This window comes from Zhongshania marina, assembly GCF_002915595.1.
In the GTDB taxonomy this organism is placed as follows: domain Bacteria; phylum Pseudomonadota; class Gammaproteobacteria; order Pseudomonadales; family Spongiibacteraceae; genus Spongiibacter; species Spongiibacter marinus_B.
In genome coordinates, this window is the sequence record NZ_PQGG01000010.1 from 135,159 (window position 1) to 149,894 (window position 14,736).

The 14,736-nt window shown below is 50.2% G+C and carries 10 protein-coding genes; 5 read left to right on the top strand and 5 right to left on the bottom strand.

The window, feature by feature from the left end:
• Positions 1-40: 40 nt before the first annotated feature.
• Both C0068_RS04795 and C0068_RS04800 read right to left on the bottom strand, forming a co-directional pair.
• A complete protein-coding gene (locus C0068_RS04795; protein ID WP_103683350.1) occupies positions 41-1,555 on the bottom strand; it encodes a response regulator in 1,515 nt (504 codons plus the stop codon).
• Positions 1,545-4,610, bottom strand: coding sequence for a cache domain-containing protein (locus C0068_RS04800; protein ID WP_103683351.1), 3,066 nt, complete (start codon positions 4,608-4,610; stop codon positions 1,545-1,547). The genes C0068_RS04795 and C0068_RS04800 overlap by 11 nt, the downstream gene beginning before the upstream one ends.
• A 184-nt stretch (positions 4,611-4,794) precedes the next feature.
• On the opposite strand from C0068_RS04800, the gene C0068_RS04805 reads away from it, so the two are divergent.
• Positions 4,795-5,415 (top strand): response regulator transcription factor, encoded by a 621-nt coding sequence (locus C0068_RS04805; RefSeq protein WP_199176115.1) that lies wholly within the window; start codon positions 4,795-4,797, stop codon positions 5,413-5,415.
• Here C0068_RS04805 and C0068_RS04810 read toward each other — a convergent pair.
• Genes C0068_RS04810 through C0068_RS04820 form a run of 3 tightly spaced genes read right to left on the bottom strand, consistent with a single transcriptional unit; the run spans position 5,412 to position 9,053 of the window.
• Positions 5,412-5,744: a YqcC family protein gene (locus C0068_RS04810; protein ID WP_233208737.1), complete on the bottom strand. Its 333-nt coding sequence runs from the start codon at positions 5,742-5,744 to the stop codon at positions 5,412-5,414. The two genes, C0068_RS04805 and C0068_RS04810, sit on opposite strands and share 4 nt — an antisense overlap.
• Positions 5,745-5,765: 21 nt before the next feature.
• Positions 5,766-7,889, bottom strand: a complete 2,124-nt coding sequence (gene dinG / locus C0068_RS04815; RefSeq protein ID WP_103683353.1) for an ATP-dependent DNA helicase DinG — start codon at positions 7,887-7,889, stop codon at positions 5,766-5,768.
• Positions 7,890-9,053, bottom strand: coding sequence for a 1-acyl-sn-glycerol-3-phosphate acyltransferase (locus C0068_RS04820; RefSeq protein WP_103683354.1), 1,164 nt, complete (start codon positions 9,051-9,053; stop codon positions 7,890-7,892).
• A gap of 288 nt (positions 9,054-9,341) precedes the next feature.
• Here C0068_RS04820 and C0068_RS04825 point away from each other — a divergent pair, with 288 nt between their 5' ends.
• The 4 genes from C0068_RS04825 to C0068_RS04840 are packed head-to-tail and all read left to right on the top strand — an operon-like array spanning position 9,342 to position 14,718.
• Positions 9,342-10,916, top strand: a complete 1,575-nt coding sequence (locus tag C0068_RS04825; protein WP_158249916.1) for an HAD-IB family hydrolase — start codon at positions 9,342-9,344, stop codon at positions 10,914-10,916.
• A gap of 23 nt (positions 10,917-10,939) precedes the next feature.
• The gene (locus C0068_RS04830; protein WP_103683356.1) at positions 10,940-12,400 is read left to right on the top strand and encodes a wax ester/triacylglycerol synthase family O-acyltransferase; all 1,461 of its coding nucleotides are present in this window, start codon (positions 10,940-10,942) and stop codon (positions 12,398-12,400) included.
• Between the two features lie 3 nt (positions 12,401-12,403).
• Positions 12,404-13,885, top strand: a complete 1,482-nt coding sequence (locus C0068_RS04835; protein ID WP_103683357.1) for a DUF3336 domain-containing protein — start codon at positions 12,404-12,406, stop codon at positions 13,883-13,885.
• Positions 13,882-14,718, top strand: coding sequence for an alpha/beta hydrolase (locus C0068_RS04840; RefSeq protein WP_103683358.1), 837 nt, complete (start codon positions 13,882-13,884; stop codon positions 14,716-14,718). The genes C0068_RS04835 and C0068_RS04840 overlap by 4 nt, the downstream gene beginning before the upstream one ends.
• The last annotated feature ends 18 nt before the right edge of the window (positions 14,719-14,736 follow it).

The window sequence follows — 14,736 nt, forward strand, 5'->3', positions numbered from 1 at the left end:
AGCCAAGGTGCTCAATTTTATCGCCACAGCCGCCAACACCTTATTGATGCACCGGAAATTCGCAGCTAAAAATAGCTCCGCCATTGGGATTTGGCTGATAACGAATATCACCACCGTGGGCCTGCATAATAGATTTAGACACCGACAAACCAATGCCCATACCGCCTTCTTTTGAGGTCACAAAGGGACTAAATAATTGCTCTTCAATTTCTGGCGCCAGTCCCGCGCCAAAATCTTTAACCCTAAAATACACCATCCCCGCGTCGAGGTAGGTGCTCACTTCCACGGCATTACTCTGCCCAGTATTGGCTGTCGACTCCATGGCGTTGCGAATTAAATTCAAAGCGACCTGCTGCAGCTGTACTTCATCGGCAAAAATCTTCGGAAGATTCTCAGCCACCCGCAACTCAATCGGTATTGCATTGACACGAGAATCAACCTCAGCGAGGGCGATCACATCGTCGAGCACCTGATTAATGTCGAGCACTTCGCGGCCACCTGAGGGCTTTTTAACGTAGCTGCGCATACGTTGAATCACCGCCGCTGCGCGCTCCGCTTGCACCGAAATTTTAGACAATACCTCGTCCATTTTTTGGCGACGATCCTCCGGCAAATCAGCCAGTAGCCGCTGGGCAACCCTGGCATAATTGGTAACAGCGGTAAGCGGTTGATTGACTTCATGGGCGATTCCCGCCGCCATTTCACCGCCGGTACTCAGGCGCTCAATGTGAGCTAAATGTTGGCGCTGGCTATCCATCTCCTCCCGAGCCTGCTCAAGTGCAAACTGGTCTTGCAGCCATTCACTTATATCTCGCAATACCAACACCGCACCACCTTCTTTGCGGGGTGAGCCACTCAAGGCGACGGGGGCAACTTGTCCCGAGCGAGTGCTAATGCTCACATGATCTTTCCGAAGGCCAACTCCACCCTCGCATAGCAACGAAAAAGATTGGCTAAGTGGTGCATCGTTGGGGAATAAATTCAGTTGTGAGAACAGCTCACCAATGCTGTCTGCGGCGGCCCACCCCGTAATGGCCGCCGCCTGTGCATTCATAGAGGTAATCCGGCCCGCAACATCTAAGCCGATAATACCCTCTTCTACGGCATTTAGAATTTGCTGATTCTCGTCTTCTAATTCCGTATTACGGCGGGCGAGCGCGCGTTCTAGGCGCTGAATTTTAATGTGGGTTCTAACCCGAGCAAGTACTTCGTCGGTCTGAAATGGCTTGGCAATATAGTCCACACCACCAATAGCCAAGCCGTGAACTTTAGACTGGCTGTCGGTTAAAGCCGATAAAAAGATAACCGCAATATCCGCTGTTTCTGGATCTGCTTTCAGGCGCTCGCAGACCTCAAAGCCATCCATCCCCGGCATCATGACATCAAGTAAAATTAAGGCAGGACGGGCGCGCTTTGCTGTATAAAGTGCGGCCTCACCGTCACGGGCAGCTAGTAAACGGTAGCCACTGCCTTCCAAGGTTTTAAATAGGACTTGCAGGTTTGTTGGGTTGTCATCAACCAACAAAACCTGTTCGCTACCGCGATCAGGCGTCATTCAAGCTAGCCTCATTTGTTGCCTGAACGACAAGCCTGGCGAGTTTATCGAAATCAAATTCACTGAGGTAATCTTCTGCTTCACTAATAAAACCATCGCACTCTGGGCTACGTTTACGCAATTGATGCAGTAGCTCCCGCAGACCCGTTACGTCGCCTAGATTCACAGCTTCTTGCAGATCTAATAAATCCTTCTCATTGGGTAGTACTACATTCTGAAGTGGGCTTGCCGAAGCAACAGCGGGAGAAACCGTATTTTCGGATTTTTGCGCCTGAGCACCACAGGTAGACGCTACTACTTTTAATAAATCACCAATGCTTATCGGCTTAGGTAAGAAGCCGTCGCAGCCTACCTGCACAGCTTCTTCCATCATTTCTTCGTCGGTTGTTGCGGAGGCCATAATAATGGCGACTTCGCTCATACCCATTTCCTGTTTAATGACCCGCGTCGCTTCCATGCCATCCATTTCTGGCATACGCAAATCCATTAACACCAATTTCGCCGTGCGCTCTTTAAGCAACTCAATAACCTCAAGGCCATTGCCTGCCTCGCGCACGTCGGTACTAACATCTTCTAACATGCTTAATAAAACATGGCGGTTTACTGCAACGTCATCAGCAACAATAATCGCCGGATTTGCCTCAACCCCTGCCAATATCTGCGGCGCAGAATCAGCTTTATCCGCCACCTCGGCGAGAGGAGAAATATCTGAATTAATCTCTAGCAAAGGCACGTCAAAAAAGAAGCAACTGCCGCGACCAAATTCGCTACTGAGGTTTAAACTTCCCCCCATTGCCTCGACTAAACGGCGGCAAATAGACAACCCCAAACCGGTGCCCTTACCGTCCTGAGGATTTACTTGGCGGAAAGGTTCAAATACATCCCGCAATTTTTCCGGCGGAATTCCCATGCCACTGTCGGTCACCGAGAACAGCAATTGCTTGGTCTCGAAATCGGCCTGAAGTTTTAATACCACCTTACCAACACTGGTGAATTTCACCGCATTGTCGAGTAAATTCACTAACACCTGCCGCAGTTTTACCTCGTCGACCTGCACCTGATCTGGCAGATTAGCAGCGCGGTCAACAATAAACTCCAAGCCTTTAGATTGCGCTCGGTGGGCAACGATATCGCTAACATTCGACACAATATCGTCGAGTTTATTAGGCCGGCATACAATATCGATATTGCCACTTTCGATCTTGGCCAAATCCAATACATCGTTAATCAGGGTCAGCAAATGTTTGCCGCAACTTTCTATTGCCCGCAAGTATTCCTGACTACCGGTGGGAATACCGGTGTCGCGCTGCAGGAGCTGCGCATACCCCAACACCCCATTTAAGGGTGTGCGCAATTCATGGCTGACACTGGACAAAAATTGGCTTTTAGCATGTAGCGCATCTTCTGCAGCGATACGCGCATTCACTAATTCTTGCTCAATTCGTTTGCGATCCGTTACGTCGGTCATAATACCCATGGCGCGAATCGGCTTATCGTTTTGGTCGTTTTCAACCACGTCGCCGCGGCTATAAATCCAGCGGAAATTACCTGCGCGATCCTTAACCCGAAACTCGACACTATTGCCCGTTGCCATTCCCAGCCAACTATCCACCGCCGAGGCAATGATTTGTAAATCGTCGGCAAAGGCAATATTTTTGAATGCACCCACGGGATACGGTTTAGCTGGCGCGTGATAGCCGAGCATTCGGAAAAAACTCTCGCCAACGGTGACTAAGCCGGTTTGCAAATCTAAATCCCAAAGATGGTTTTGCGCCGCGTCCAATGCCAACTGGAAACGCCGCTCACTTAGCTTTAAGGCGCGCTCGGTTTCGGTACGCTTTTCCACCATGAAATTTGCGTCTTCAGCTAGGCGCTGAAATTCTGCAAAAGGTAGACGTTTTATATCTATCGCTGTGGAGCGTTTACTCGCGTCGGCAAAAAACTGCTGGAATATATGGAAGCCCGCCGCACTGCGCCGCGCCAACCACCGCGCCGCAATGGTCGAGAAAATCATTAACACGAAGGCAATAATAACGATAAAACGAATATGCTCTTTCACCCGCTCCTGCAGGGCCGCGCGCTCGTCACTCAGTTTATCGTTCAGCTCATCCAAAAATACGCCCGAGCCCAAAACCCAACCCCAGGGCTCAAAACGGCGAATATACGAAATAACCGGCTTTTTCTCGCCATCGCGATCAAGCCAGTTAAGCTCGGTAAATAAGCTGTGCTCCTCACCGCCGACCCGCGCACTCACATCAACAATATCTGGCATTAATAGACCAACATTGCTGGGATCATAGGCATTGACCAATTGCCGGCCATCTTTATCAACCACAAATAAAATGGAGTTGTCGGGGTCGATGGGGACCGCCGCAATTCGCTCAATCACTTCGCGTTTTAGTCGGTTGAGTTCGTCGCTTAAATAAATGCTGGCGCCGATATAAATGCTCAGCGGCTTGTAATAATAAACAAAGCTGAAATTACGTTCAGTGGCAACGTCACTATTTGCATCGGTGAATCGGTACTCAAGGAAGTCGTATTTTTTGTCTTGTAAAGCGGCTCGAATCTGGGAAGAAAAGGCATTAACCGTCGCGGTATCGGCCATTCGCGCCTCGGCAGCGGGGTTCATTGGCGGCAGCAGCGCCTGTCCATTGCTGTCGAATAAAAAGAAAAAACCTTTGTTGTTTAAAAACCGAAGCGACGCCATCGTCGCCCGCAAACGGGTTAATTGATCGGCTTTACTCTCACCAACAAACTCTTTGCGGGTATCTTCGATTAGCGAAATACCAACCGCAACCTGCTGGCGAAGGTCGTTGTATAGCTGCCGGTTTAGCTGGGTATGTTTAAAATCTAAATACTCAACGGCCTTGCCAACTTCTCGGCGCAATAGCTCCCTGCGCGACTCAACATAGGTGTCTCGCCACGCTTCACTCTGCTGAGTGTAGCGCTCGTATTCTTTTGCAATCCAGATATAGCCGAATATCGCCAAAGGAATCGCAGACAATGCGACTAGGCTGAGGAGATAAATCTGTACTAAACTGCGCTTAGTTCGCATGCGCAACCCTTGTTGTTGTATGGCAATCGCTTTGTTGCGTTGCGGCTTATTAGGCAGAAGCTTATCCAGTCTTGGTGCTTCCCGCCAGTATCAATCGATTTATTCACTACTTAGGCATGCCCATAGTTTGTCATTTCATGGTAGCCTGAATACATTATAAAACGGTAACGGCAAGGACGTAATAATGACTATTGAAGCAACAGTGTACCTCGTTGAAGACGACGAAGCCGTGCGAGACTCACTGCAGATGGTATTAGAATCCGTTGGCCACAAGGTAGTTAGCTACTCGCGAGCCGACACTTTTCTAGAAGATTACACCACCGAGATGGCCGGTTGCATGGTATTAGACATCCGCATGCCCGGCATGAACGGCATGGAACTGCAGCGTCAGCTTAATTCTCGCAACTCTATACTGCCTATTATTTTTGTGACCGGACACGGTGACGTGCCGATGGCGGTAGACGCCATGCAGCGGGGTGCAGTGGATTTTGTACAAAAGCCCTACCGCGAAGAAGAGCTGCTAGGCAAAATTCAGCAGGCTATTGCCGCCGACGCTGAAAACCGCGCCGATCTTGAAGAAAAGCATAAAATTCGCGCCAAATTAGCCGATCTAACACCGCGTGAAAGTCAGGTCATGGAATTAATGATTGAAGGTAAGGCCAATAAGGTTATTGCCTACGATCTTGATATCAGCCAGCGCACGGTAGAAATTCACCGCGCCCGCGTGATGGAAAAAATGGGCGTGCGCTCATTAGCTCACTTGGTGCGTATGGTCATGGCCGCAGAAGACAGCAGCGCTAGTTAAGCTCTCTGGCTGCCCAGCAAGGCGTCCATCGTCTGCAGGGCAGTCAACAGCCCCTCTACCGGCAATTGCAAGCCGCTAAAATACTCTTCCGCCATAGGCGCTATCCCACTGGCGCGGGGTAAATCCTGCTGCTGATCAAGTAAAAACTGCATTCTGGGTATAAAGATAAACTGCAGCCACTGCGCAAAATTCAAGGTATCAATTGCAAAAGGTTGCTCGCTTCGCAGTGCTTCCGGCGCTGGCGGCTCGGCCTGCCAACAACCCATTCGGCGCAGCTCCGCTTCAATATCCATTAAAACCGCTGCAACTTCGTGATTCTCAGCCATCATCTCTACGAGTACATTCCAAGCTTATTCTATGATCTGTCGATAGGGCGGCATCGACGCCAGCATTTTTCTGCCGTAGTGCCGAGTTACAATTCGCCGGTCTAAAATAGTAATTCGGCCAACATCAGATTCACTGCGCAGTAAGCGCCCACTGGCCTGAATCAATTTTACCGCTGCATCTGGCACGGTAATGTCCATAAAGGGATTGCCATTATTGCGGCTAATCCATTCCGCCAAGGCTTCTTCAACGGGATCTTCTGGCACCGCGAAGGGGATTTTGGCGATAAGCACATGGGAGCAATACTTGCCGGGTAAATCTACCCCCTCCGCAAAGCTGGCCAAGCCAAAAATCACACTTCCCTCTCCGTCATCTAAGCGCTTGCGATGTTGAGTGAGAATCTCATGCTTTGGCAGATCGTCCTGCGCCAAAATTCGGCTCTGCCACTGTGCCGGCATACCTTCGCGCACTGCACGCAGTTGCTTGCGGGACGAAAACAATACCAAATTCCCTTCGCTGGGCGACATTAACTCCGGCAGCATGTCGATTAAGGCCGCAGTATGCGCTTCGGCGTCACCGGCATCACAGCTCATGGCGGGTACATGTAATTCACCCGCCTCGGCGTGGGCAAAAGGACTAGGCACCACCTCAAAACTGGCGTCACTGTCTAAGCCCGCGCGCATACTAAAGCGATTAAAGCTGCCCAGAGCGGTCAAAGTTGCCGAGGTGAGCACCGCAGCATAGCAGCGCGACCACAGCGCTGACTTAAGCGCATTCGCTGCGAGTATTGGGCTGGCATTTAATTCGATATCGAATAAGCCCTGCCCAGTTTCAACCAAGGCCATCCAGCGCGCATTCGGCGGCTTTTCTTTACTCGCGTCGCTGGCGTAGGAGCGCCACAGCGCAAGAGCGCTCTCTGCCCTAAAACGGGCCGATGAAACCGTTGTTAACCACTGCTCCATAAGTTCTCGACTGGCTAGCAGCTGATTGCTGTCTAAGCTGTCCTGCAGCGTATCGATAATTCGCTCGGCCTGGTGAATAACGCCGCTAAAGCCTTCGACCATGCTTCTGGAATGGGCTGCTAAATCATCCGGCACTATCCCGTCGGGAAAACGCACACTCTTCGTTCCCTGCCGCTCCTCTGCGCCATCCAATAGCGCTTCTAAAATTGGCCGCAGCGGTGCCATACCGCGCCGCACCGCAATTAGCTGGCTTAGCAAACTCTCTAGCTGGCCCCGCGCCGTCATGTCCATTGAGGGCACCGCGATCATCACGGTTATGGCGCGCTCGATTTGCTCAAACCAGCGCTCCGTCGACGCTAAACGAAAATTCGCGCTGAAATGGTTTATGACTTTATCAGGAAGGTGATGAGCTTCATCGAATATATAGATGCATTCTTCCGGCGGCGGCAGTATAGCGCCGCCACCTAGGGCGAGGTCGGCCAGCACTAGGTCGTGATTCGCCACGATAACATCCGCTTGGGTCAGTGATTCGCGGGCCTTAAAAAAGCTACATTGCTTAACGTGGCTGCAGCGCCGCCCCGTACACTGGGCGTGATCGGTGGTGACCCGCGTCCATTTGTCGTCGGCAATCACGGTGTCCCAATCGTCGCGATCGCCGGCCCACTTTCCCGTCGCCATTTTCTGCGCAAAGTCGGTGTACAAAGACAGACTTTCAGCATCGGGGGCCGCCATGTGCTCGTCGATATACAACGGCAAGACCTTGGCGTCTGCGCCAGACAGCAATTGATCTAATTTAGATAAGCAAATATAGCGTCGCCGCCCCTTAGACAAGCTAACCGTAAATTGCAGGCCGCTGTTGGCGAGAATATCCGGCAGGTCGCGGTAAATTATTTGCTCTTGGAGGGCGACAGTTGCAGTAGAAATAACAAGGGTTTTATTGGTCTGCTGCGCTACTGGAATTGCCGCGACGGCATAGGCCAAGGTTTTACCTGTACCGGTGCCAGCCTCTACCACACAGAGATGGTCGCCACCGCCACGCTGAAATTCTTGATTGCGCTTTACACCGCCCAGCACTCTCGCAATATGGGCAATCATCAAGCGCTGGCCGTAGCGGGGGCGCAGCTGTTTTACGTCTAGGAATTGTCGATATGCGTCTTGAATCGCCTTTTTAAGTGCATCTGTGAGCACCTAAACCGCCTCGTCGACGGCCCGCAGATCGCGACTACGCAACTGATTTCGCACGGGGTTAGCGTATATTTCCATCGCCTTGACGCGGAATTCCTGGGGAATTTTAGCAAAGCGTTTTTCAAACTCAGCAACATCGGCATCGGTGATTTTCGGCACCCGCAGCTCGCGCCAACTGTCATCGTTATAAAGGCGCTTATAGGCCAGCACATTACTTGCGTGAAGGCGATACTGGTCAATAATCGCTTCATCCAGCACCGCTGCTACCACAGCAGCGTCGGCAAACTCACCCTTTAGCGGTGCACCAAAACTAACGTGAACATCGCCCTTATTCCCCAATACACCGAGGGCAATACTTTTTAAATCTTCATGTTCGGCTTTTAAATACGCGCCATCGCGCTCTACGTGAACGAGCTCTTGGGCTTTCGCCGCATCTAAGGGGTCCCACTCGTAGGAGATAGACACCGGCACAATATTTAGCTTGTTGATGTAATCAGAAAAGCTCTCGTCTGGCTTTTGCTGCGCCATGCCGATCATTTTTATTACCGCGGCTTCAGTGGCGTCGTTGCCATCTTTGGCGCGACCTTCGCGCTGGGCTATCCAAATAGAGCTGCGCTCTTCTAATAAAGAGAATCGAATGTAATTTGCCAACTGCCTAAATGCAGCCAGCATCTGGCGGGGTCCCCGAGCTGAGCGACGCACAATAAAGCTTTTATTTAGACGCATTAGGTCTGCGGCGAAGGGCTTAGACAGCAAATTGTCGCCGATTGCAATCCGTACGGTATCCCGCTCATGGTGATACAGGGCATAGTTAACAAAGGCGGGATCGAGGGCGATATCGCGGTGGTTGCTAATAAATAAATACGCGGCGTCAGATTCCAAGGCATCTAGCCCAGAGACATTAAAGCTACAGGTATGATCTTCGATCATCGCATCCATATAACGCTTAATGATTAACTGAAAACCCGCCACACTGCTGACACCCTTTAGTTCGCGGCGTAAATACCACGTAATAATGGGGCGAACCAACCACGGTAGATAACGGTTTAGCCTGGGAATACGCAGATTGGCGACCACATTTAATAATTCAGGGTCGACCAGCAACTTGCCTAAAACCGGCACGACTTCATCGTCGTGATATGGCCGGATCTCAGCGAAGTCATCCATCGGTTTTTGCTCTCTACAATATGAAGGGGCGTACAATAAAGGATTCAGGCGCAATCGTCATCTGCCTAGCGCATTCGTCATCGACTAAATGCTCAATTTCTCAGTAAATCCCCTGCAATTACGCTTTTCCCTGTCATTGCAAATACCGCAAAGCTAAGTCCCAGCCCTCGTCAGGCTTAGCTATCAGGGAAAAGCGCTGGACTCCTGAGCTATTCCCATGCACAATTTAGTAAGCATGATTACATTTCGTATATGAACTTAAATACTAGAGCTGCAACGGGAAAAAATATGCCAAGTAAATCAATTACTAAACGTGACACCACCGCCGAGAAAACCGCAGCATTCTTTGATTTTGACGGCACGGTGATCGCCGGCTATTCCGCTTTTTATCTGCTAAAAGAGCAAATAAAACGCAAACTACTCGGACGCCATCAAATCACCGACGTCATATTGGGCTTAGTGAATTACCGCGCCAAGCTTATAGACGCCGATGAATTGATGAGCATTGGCAGCTCTCACCTAAAAGGTACGCTAGAAAGTGATTTTTCTGAGTTAGCTAGACAGGTATACGAAAAGAACATTTTTAAGCTGATATATCCCGAGGCCCGCGCACTGATCGAAAAACATCGCCAGCAGGGTCATCAGATTGTCATTGTGTCCTCCGCCAGCCACTACCAACTTGCCGATGCCGCCAAGGAACTTGGGATTGAACATATTTTATGCACCCAATACCAGGTAGAGAGTGGCAGCTTCACCGGTGAAGTAATTTCTCCGGTGTGCTGGGGTCACGGCAAGGTAAGAGCTGCACACCGCTTTGCCGCCGAACATAATATCGACTTAGCTCAAAGCTATTTCTATTCAGACAGCGATGAAGATCTACCTCTACTCGAAGCCGTCGGCCACCCGAAACCGCTCAACCCAAATAAGCGCCTTAGCAAAATTGCCAAAAGCAATAACTGGCCCAGCCAAACCTTTAACAGCAGAAGCCGCGGCATAAGCAAAACATTGCGCAGCGTTGGCGTATATACCTCACTCATCAGCGCCTATTTCGGTGGACTGGGTGTATCGAAGCTGAGCGGCTCGAGTATTACTGGTCGCAATTTTATGGTGTCGTCGTTTTCAGACTTTGTCTGCGCGCTGATTCAAATGGAATTAAAGGTTCGCAATCCCGAAAATATGGCTAACTGCGGCCCAGCGGTGGTGATATTCAATCACCAAAGCCAAGCCGATGGATTCATTATTATGAAGCTGCTGCGGGACAATTTTGCCGGCATCGGCAAAAAGGAATTCGGCAAATTCCGTCTTCTGGCCAATGCCTATGAATTTGCGGGCATTATTCCCATCGACCGCTCTGACAGTAAAAGCACCATCAACCTCATGAAGCCGTTGGTAGATACGCTGCAGATTGAAGGTCGAAGTGTCGCTATTGCCCCTGAGGGCACCCGCTCAAGCTCGATGAAGCCGGGGCCATTCAAGAAAGGCGCTTTTCACTTAGCCATCGATGCCGGCGTACCCATTCTACCAGTGGTTATTCACAACACCGCCGATGTTCAAGCCAAGGGCGATTTTCTCTTTCACCCAGCAACGGTCACCGTAGAGATTTTACCGGCCATTAATACCTCAGAGTGGCGCAAAGAGTCCCTAGACGAGCATATCCGCGAGGTGAGAAATCAATTTTTAGATGCCCTTGGATTTCCAACTGAAAATGCTGTCGGCACAAAACCTGCTACGCAAAAAATAGTGGCGGCAAACGACATGCCAGCGGCAAAACCCAGGCCCCGCGCAAAGAAGGCTGCACCAAAAAGCAGCAGCGCCAAGGCAAGTAACAGCACCACCTCACAAACTGATAAGCAATCACAATAATTCATACAGGGGTAAGCCGCACCATGACTCAATTAAAACCGCAGGACTCGCAGTTCTTATACATGGAAACCGCAAACAACCTGTCTAATGCGACCATGATCTGTGTGTATTCCCCCCCTGCCGATGCGGAAGATTTTGACTGTTTCCAGTCGATAAAGGAGCATATTCAAAGCCGCCTGCACGTCAGCCCCATTTTCACCCGCAAGCTCAAACGGCTGCCAATGAATCTGGACTACCCCTACTGGATTGACGACCGCTTTTTTAATATTGACAGTCACCTCTTCAACGCCAGCCTTCCCAATCCTGGCAATTGGCGACAGCTATGCGACCTAGCCGCAAGCATTCACTCCCGACCTATGGATATGAATCGGCCCTTGTGGGAAATCCATATTGTCAATAAACTCAATAATATTGACGAAACGGAATGCGCAAACGTCCCCCCTGGCAGCTTTGCACTCATTACCAAAATCCATCACGTTGCTATTGACGGAACCTCGGCAATGCGCTTTTTCCAGGCGCTTAGCGATATAGATCCAAACGGTACTCCCGCCGCCGATATCAACAATATCCAGGGAATACACGATGACGAACCCACTGTAGGAAAAATGCTGTACAACGCCATTCACAACCACATTCGGTCACCGCTGCAATTCATGAATACTGCTGCGCGTAGCATTCCGAGTATTGCGCCCGGCGTTATCAAGTCACTCATTAGCCATGACAAGTCCGAGCGCAATACCGTCGTTCACAGCCGGTTTAATGAAGCCGTTGCACCGCAAAAAAGTTTCTCTGCATGCAGCTTTCCGCTTAGCGACTTAAAATCCCTACAGGCGCTGGCACCGGAAAGTAAGCTAAACGATGTTGTACTCGCTATTTGCAGCGGCGCCCTGCACCACTATTTACTAGCTCACCAAGACCTACCGGCCACGCCATTGATCGCGTGGGTGCCCATTAATGCCCGCGCCCCAAAGTCAGATAGCAGCAAAACCGACGGCAATGAAATTACCGCTATGTCCGCCAATTTATACACCCATATCGCCGACCCAGTAGCGCGTTTTAAGGCGATTACCGCAGCTACACGATTATCGAAAGAAGCCAAGTCCGGCGTGTCAGCCCGCTTAATGACCGACCTTAGCAAGCATATGCCGGGGGCGACAATGGCACTCGCCAGCAAGCTGATTTTGGCTAGTAACGTAACCGCAAAACTTTGCAATCTCGCGGTTTCAAATGTACCTGGCCCGCAAATTCCCCTGTATATAAAGGGCGCGCAATGCGTACACCAATACGGTATGGTTCCATTAGCAGATGCGATGGGTTTATTTCTTGTCACCCTTAGTTATAACGGTAAGATGTCCTTTAGCATTACCAGTTCTGACAACATCATCCCCGATCTAGCATTTTTTACAGAGTGCCTGACATTGGCCTTTAACGAATTAAAAGATCTGACAAACACCCTCTCAGCAAACGCTGACCGGAGCAAATAAGTAATGGCTAGACGTAAAGACGTTATCGACAACGAATTAGAGCATGCAGAAAGCTACGAGCAGTGGAAAGCTGCGGCGATTCGCAGCGACGAAAAAACCGGACTCGATTACTGGAAGAATGTAGACCGCAGTGGCTTGTATGACTTCAAATCGATTCGCCAACGCCTAGAGCGACTGCGGGAACTGCGGGCAAAATCAGACAATCACGGCCTTCTTTTTGCCCTGAACGAAGGTATACACGGCAATATGGGCGGCATGGGACGCTCTATACTTTACAAAAAAGCGCGCTTTGGCACCAAAAGCCTCATTGTTGAATACATCGAAGAAATCGGCTCTGCACTGCTGCATTTAGCCAGTGACAACGCTGACGATATTTCCTTAGAAGAAAAGTTTGAGTTTTTCCAGCGCGCCAGCCACTGCTTTGGTCGCTCTGCATTAATGCTGAGTGGATCTGGCACCCTCTTATACTTTCACCTCGGCGTGGTTAAAGCGCTGTGGGAACAGCAGTTATTGCCCCCCATCATGTCGGGCTCCAGCGGCGGTGCTTTAATTTCTGCGCTAGTGGGCACTCACTCTCGCGCAGACTTAGCCAAAATTTTTGCACCGGAATACATTCGCTTTGAGGTAGAAAAAGAAGGCGGTATTCTCGCCGGTCTAAATATGTTTAAACGCGCCGCCATTTCACCGGAAGCCGTGGTAAAACTATATGAGCGTTTAATTCCCGACCTGACATTCCAAGAGGCCTACCACCTCACTGGACTGCAAATAAACGTCTCGGTCGCACCGGCAGAAAAGCATCAATCATCGCGTTTGCTAAATGCTGTTGCCTCACCCAATGTCATGATCCGCGAGGCCGTTATGGCATCCTGCGCCTTCCCTGGCGCTTTTCCTGCGGTCACCTTGGCGGCCAAAAATCAACGCGGCGAGCGGCAGGCCTATCTCGCTTCGCGCAAATGGATCGACGGCTCGGTCAGCGACGACATGCCCATTAAACGCGTCGCTCGTCTCTACGGCGTCAACCATTTCATCGTTAGCCAAACCAACCCAATTGCGCTGCCCTTTGTGACCGAATCAAAAGAGCAACATGGCTGGGGTATTATTAAACACGCCATGCGCAACACCACCCGCGAGTGGCTGCTGGCCGGTACAAAACTGATAGCCAAACCCGTTGGACTTAACCCAACCTTGAGTAAAGTCGTCAATATGACCAGCTCTGTATTAGCGCAAACCTATACCGGCGACATTAACATCCTGCCTCCGCGGCGCTTGCACAGCCCCATTGGCTTGCTGTCGGGGCGCAGTACCGAAGAGATCATGAATATGATTCGTGACGGTGAGCGCGCATGCTGGCCACATATAGAAACTATTCGCCTACAAACCAGTGTCAGTCATGTTCTGGATCGCATATTGCGCGACATGGAGCTACGTTTAATCGCTGACTCACAACAAACTCGAACTGACGTTGCAATGGAAGCCAATAAATGACACACCAGCAAAGCACGTTAAGCAGCAACTCAGGTTGCCGCATCTACACCCAAAACTGGCAACCAAGCGACGAGCCAAAAGCCGTTTTAATTTTGGTACATGGCCTTGCCGAACACAGCAACCGCTATGTGGGCATAGCAAATTATTTTACCGAACAAGGCTATGCGGTATATGCCCTAGATCACGAAGGCCACGGCCACTCTCAAGGTTTGCGGGGATATATAAATAGCTTCGATGATTTTTTAACTACGCTAGACCAATACCTAAATAACATTGCCAATCAGCACCCAGGCAAAAAGCTGTTCTTGGTTGGTCACAGCATGGGCGGCGTTATTTCTAGCGCCTATTTATTAGAGCATCAACAAAAGCTCGCTGGCTGTATATTGTCTGGCGCGGCGCTGGCCACCGGCGACGTTATTAGCCCCGTGCAAAAAGTCGTGCTAAATACGCTGTCTAAGGTCTTACCAAAATTACCGGTTCTGCAATTAGAAGCCAATGACGTTTGCCACGACCCCGCAGTAGTGGAAGCCTACAAAAATGACCCGCATGTCTTTACCGGAAAAATTCGGGTACGCCTGATTACCGAAATACTGCGCACGGCGGATCGGGTTTTAAAAAATGCCGCGAACATTTCCTTGCCGATGCTAATTCTTCACGGTGGCGATGACAAAATGGCTTCACCCAGCGGTTCAGAAAAATTATATGCAGGTATTTCCTCTAGCGACAAAACTTTGAAGATTTACCCCGGTCTTTACCATGAGATATTCCTCGAACCTGAAAAACTCGAAATCTATGCAACGATACACACATGGCTCGAACAAAAATTAGCATAACAAGCACGATATTTAATT

What these genes read in the sequence shown, in the direction of transcription:
- C0068_RS04795 (WP_103683350.1), bottom strand. Translation starts at nt 1,555, where the DNA reads ATGACGCCTGATCGCGGTAGCGAACAGGTTTTGTTGGTTGATGACAAC.
- C0068_RS04800 (WP_103683351.1), bottom strand. Translation starts at nt 4,610, where the DNA reads ATGCGAACTAAGCGCAGTTTAGTACAGATTTATCTCCTCAGCCTAGTC.
- C0068_RS04805 (WP_199176115.1), top strand. Translation starts at nt 4,795, where the DNA reads ATGACTATTGAAGCAACAGTGTACCTCGTTGAAGACGACGAAGCCGTG.
- C0068_RS04810 (WP_233208737.1), bottom strand. Translation starts at nt 5,744, where the DNA reads ATGATGGCTGAGAATCACGAAGTTGCAGCGGTTTTAATGGATATTGAA.
- C0068_RS04820 (WP_103683354.1), bottom strand. Translation starts at nt 9,053, where the DNA reads ATGGATGACTTCGCTGAGATCCGGCCATATCACGACGATGAAGTCGTG.
- C0068_RS04825 (WP_158249916.1), top strand. Translation starts at nt 9,342, where the DNA reads ATGCCAAGTAAATCAATTACTAAACGTGACACCACCGCCGAGAAAACC.
- C0068_RS04830 (WP_103683356.1), top strand. Translation starts at nt 10,940, where the DNA reads ATGACTCAATTAAAACCGCAGGACTCGCAGTTCTTATACATGGAAACC.
- C0068_RS04835 (WP_103683357.1), top strand. Translation starts at nt 12,404, where the DNA reads ATGGCTAGACGTAAAGACGTTATCGACAACGAATTAGAGCATGCAGAA.
- C0068_RS04840 (WP_103683358.1), top strand. Translation starts at nt 13,882, where the DNA reads ATGACACACCAGCAAAGCACGTTAAGCAGCAACTCAGGTTGCCGCATC.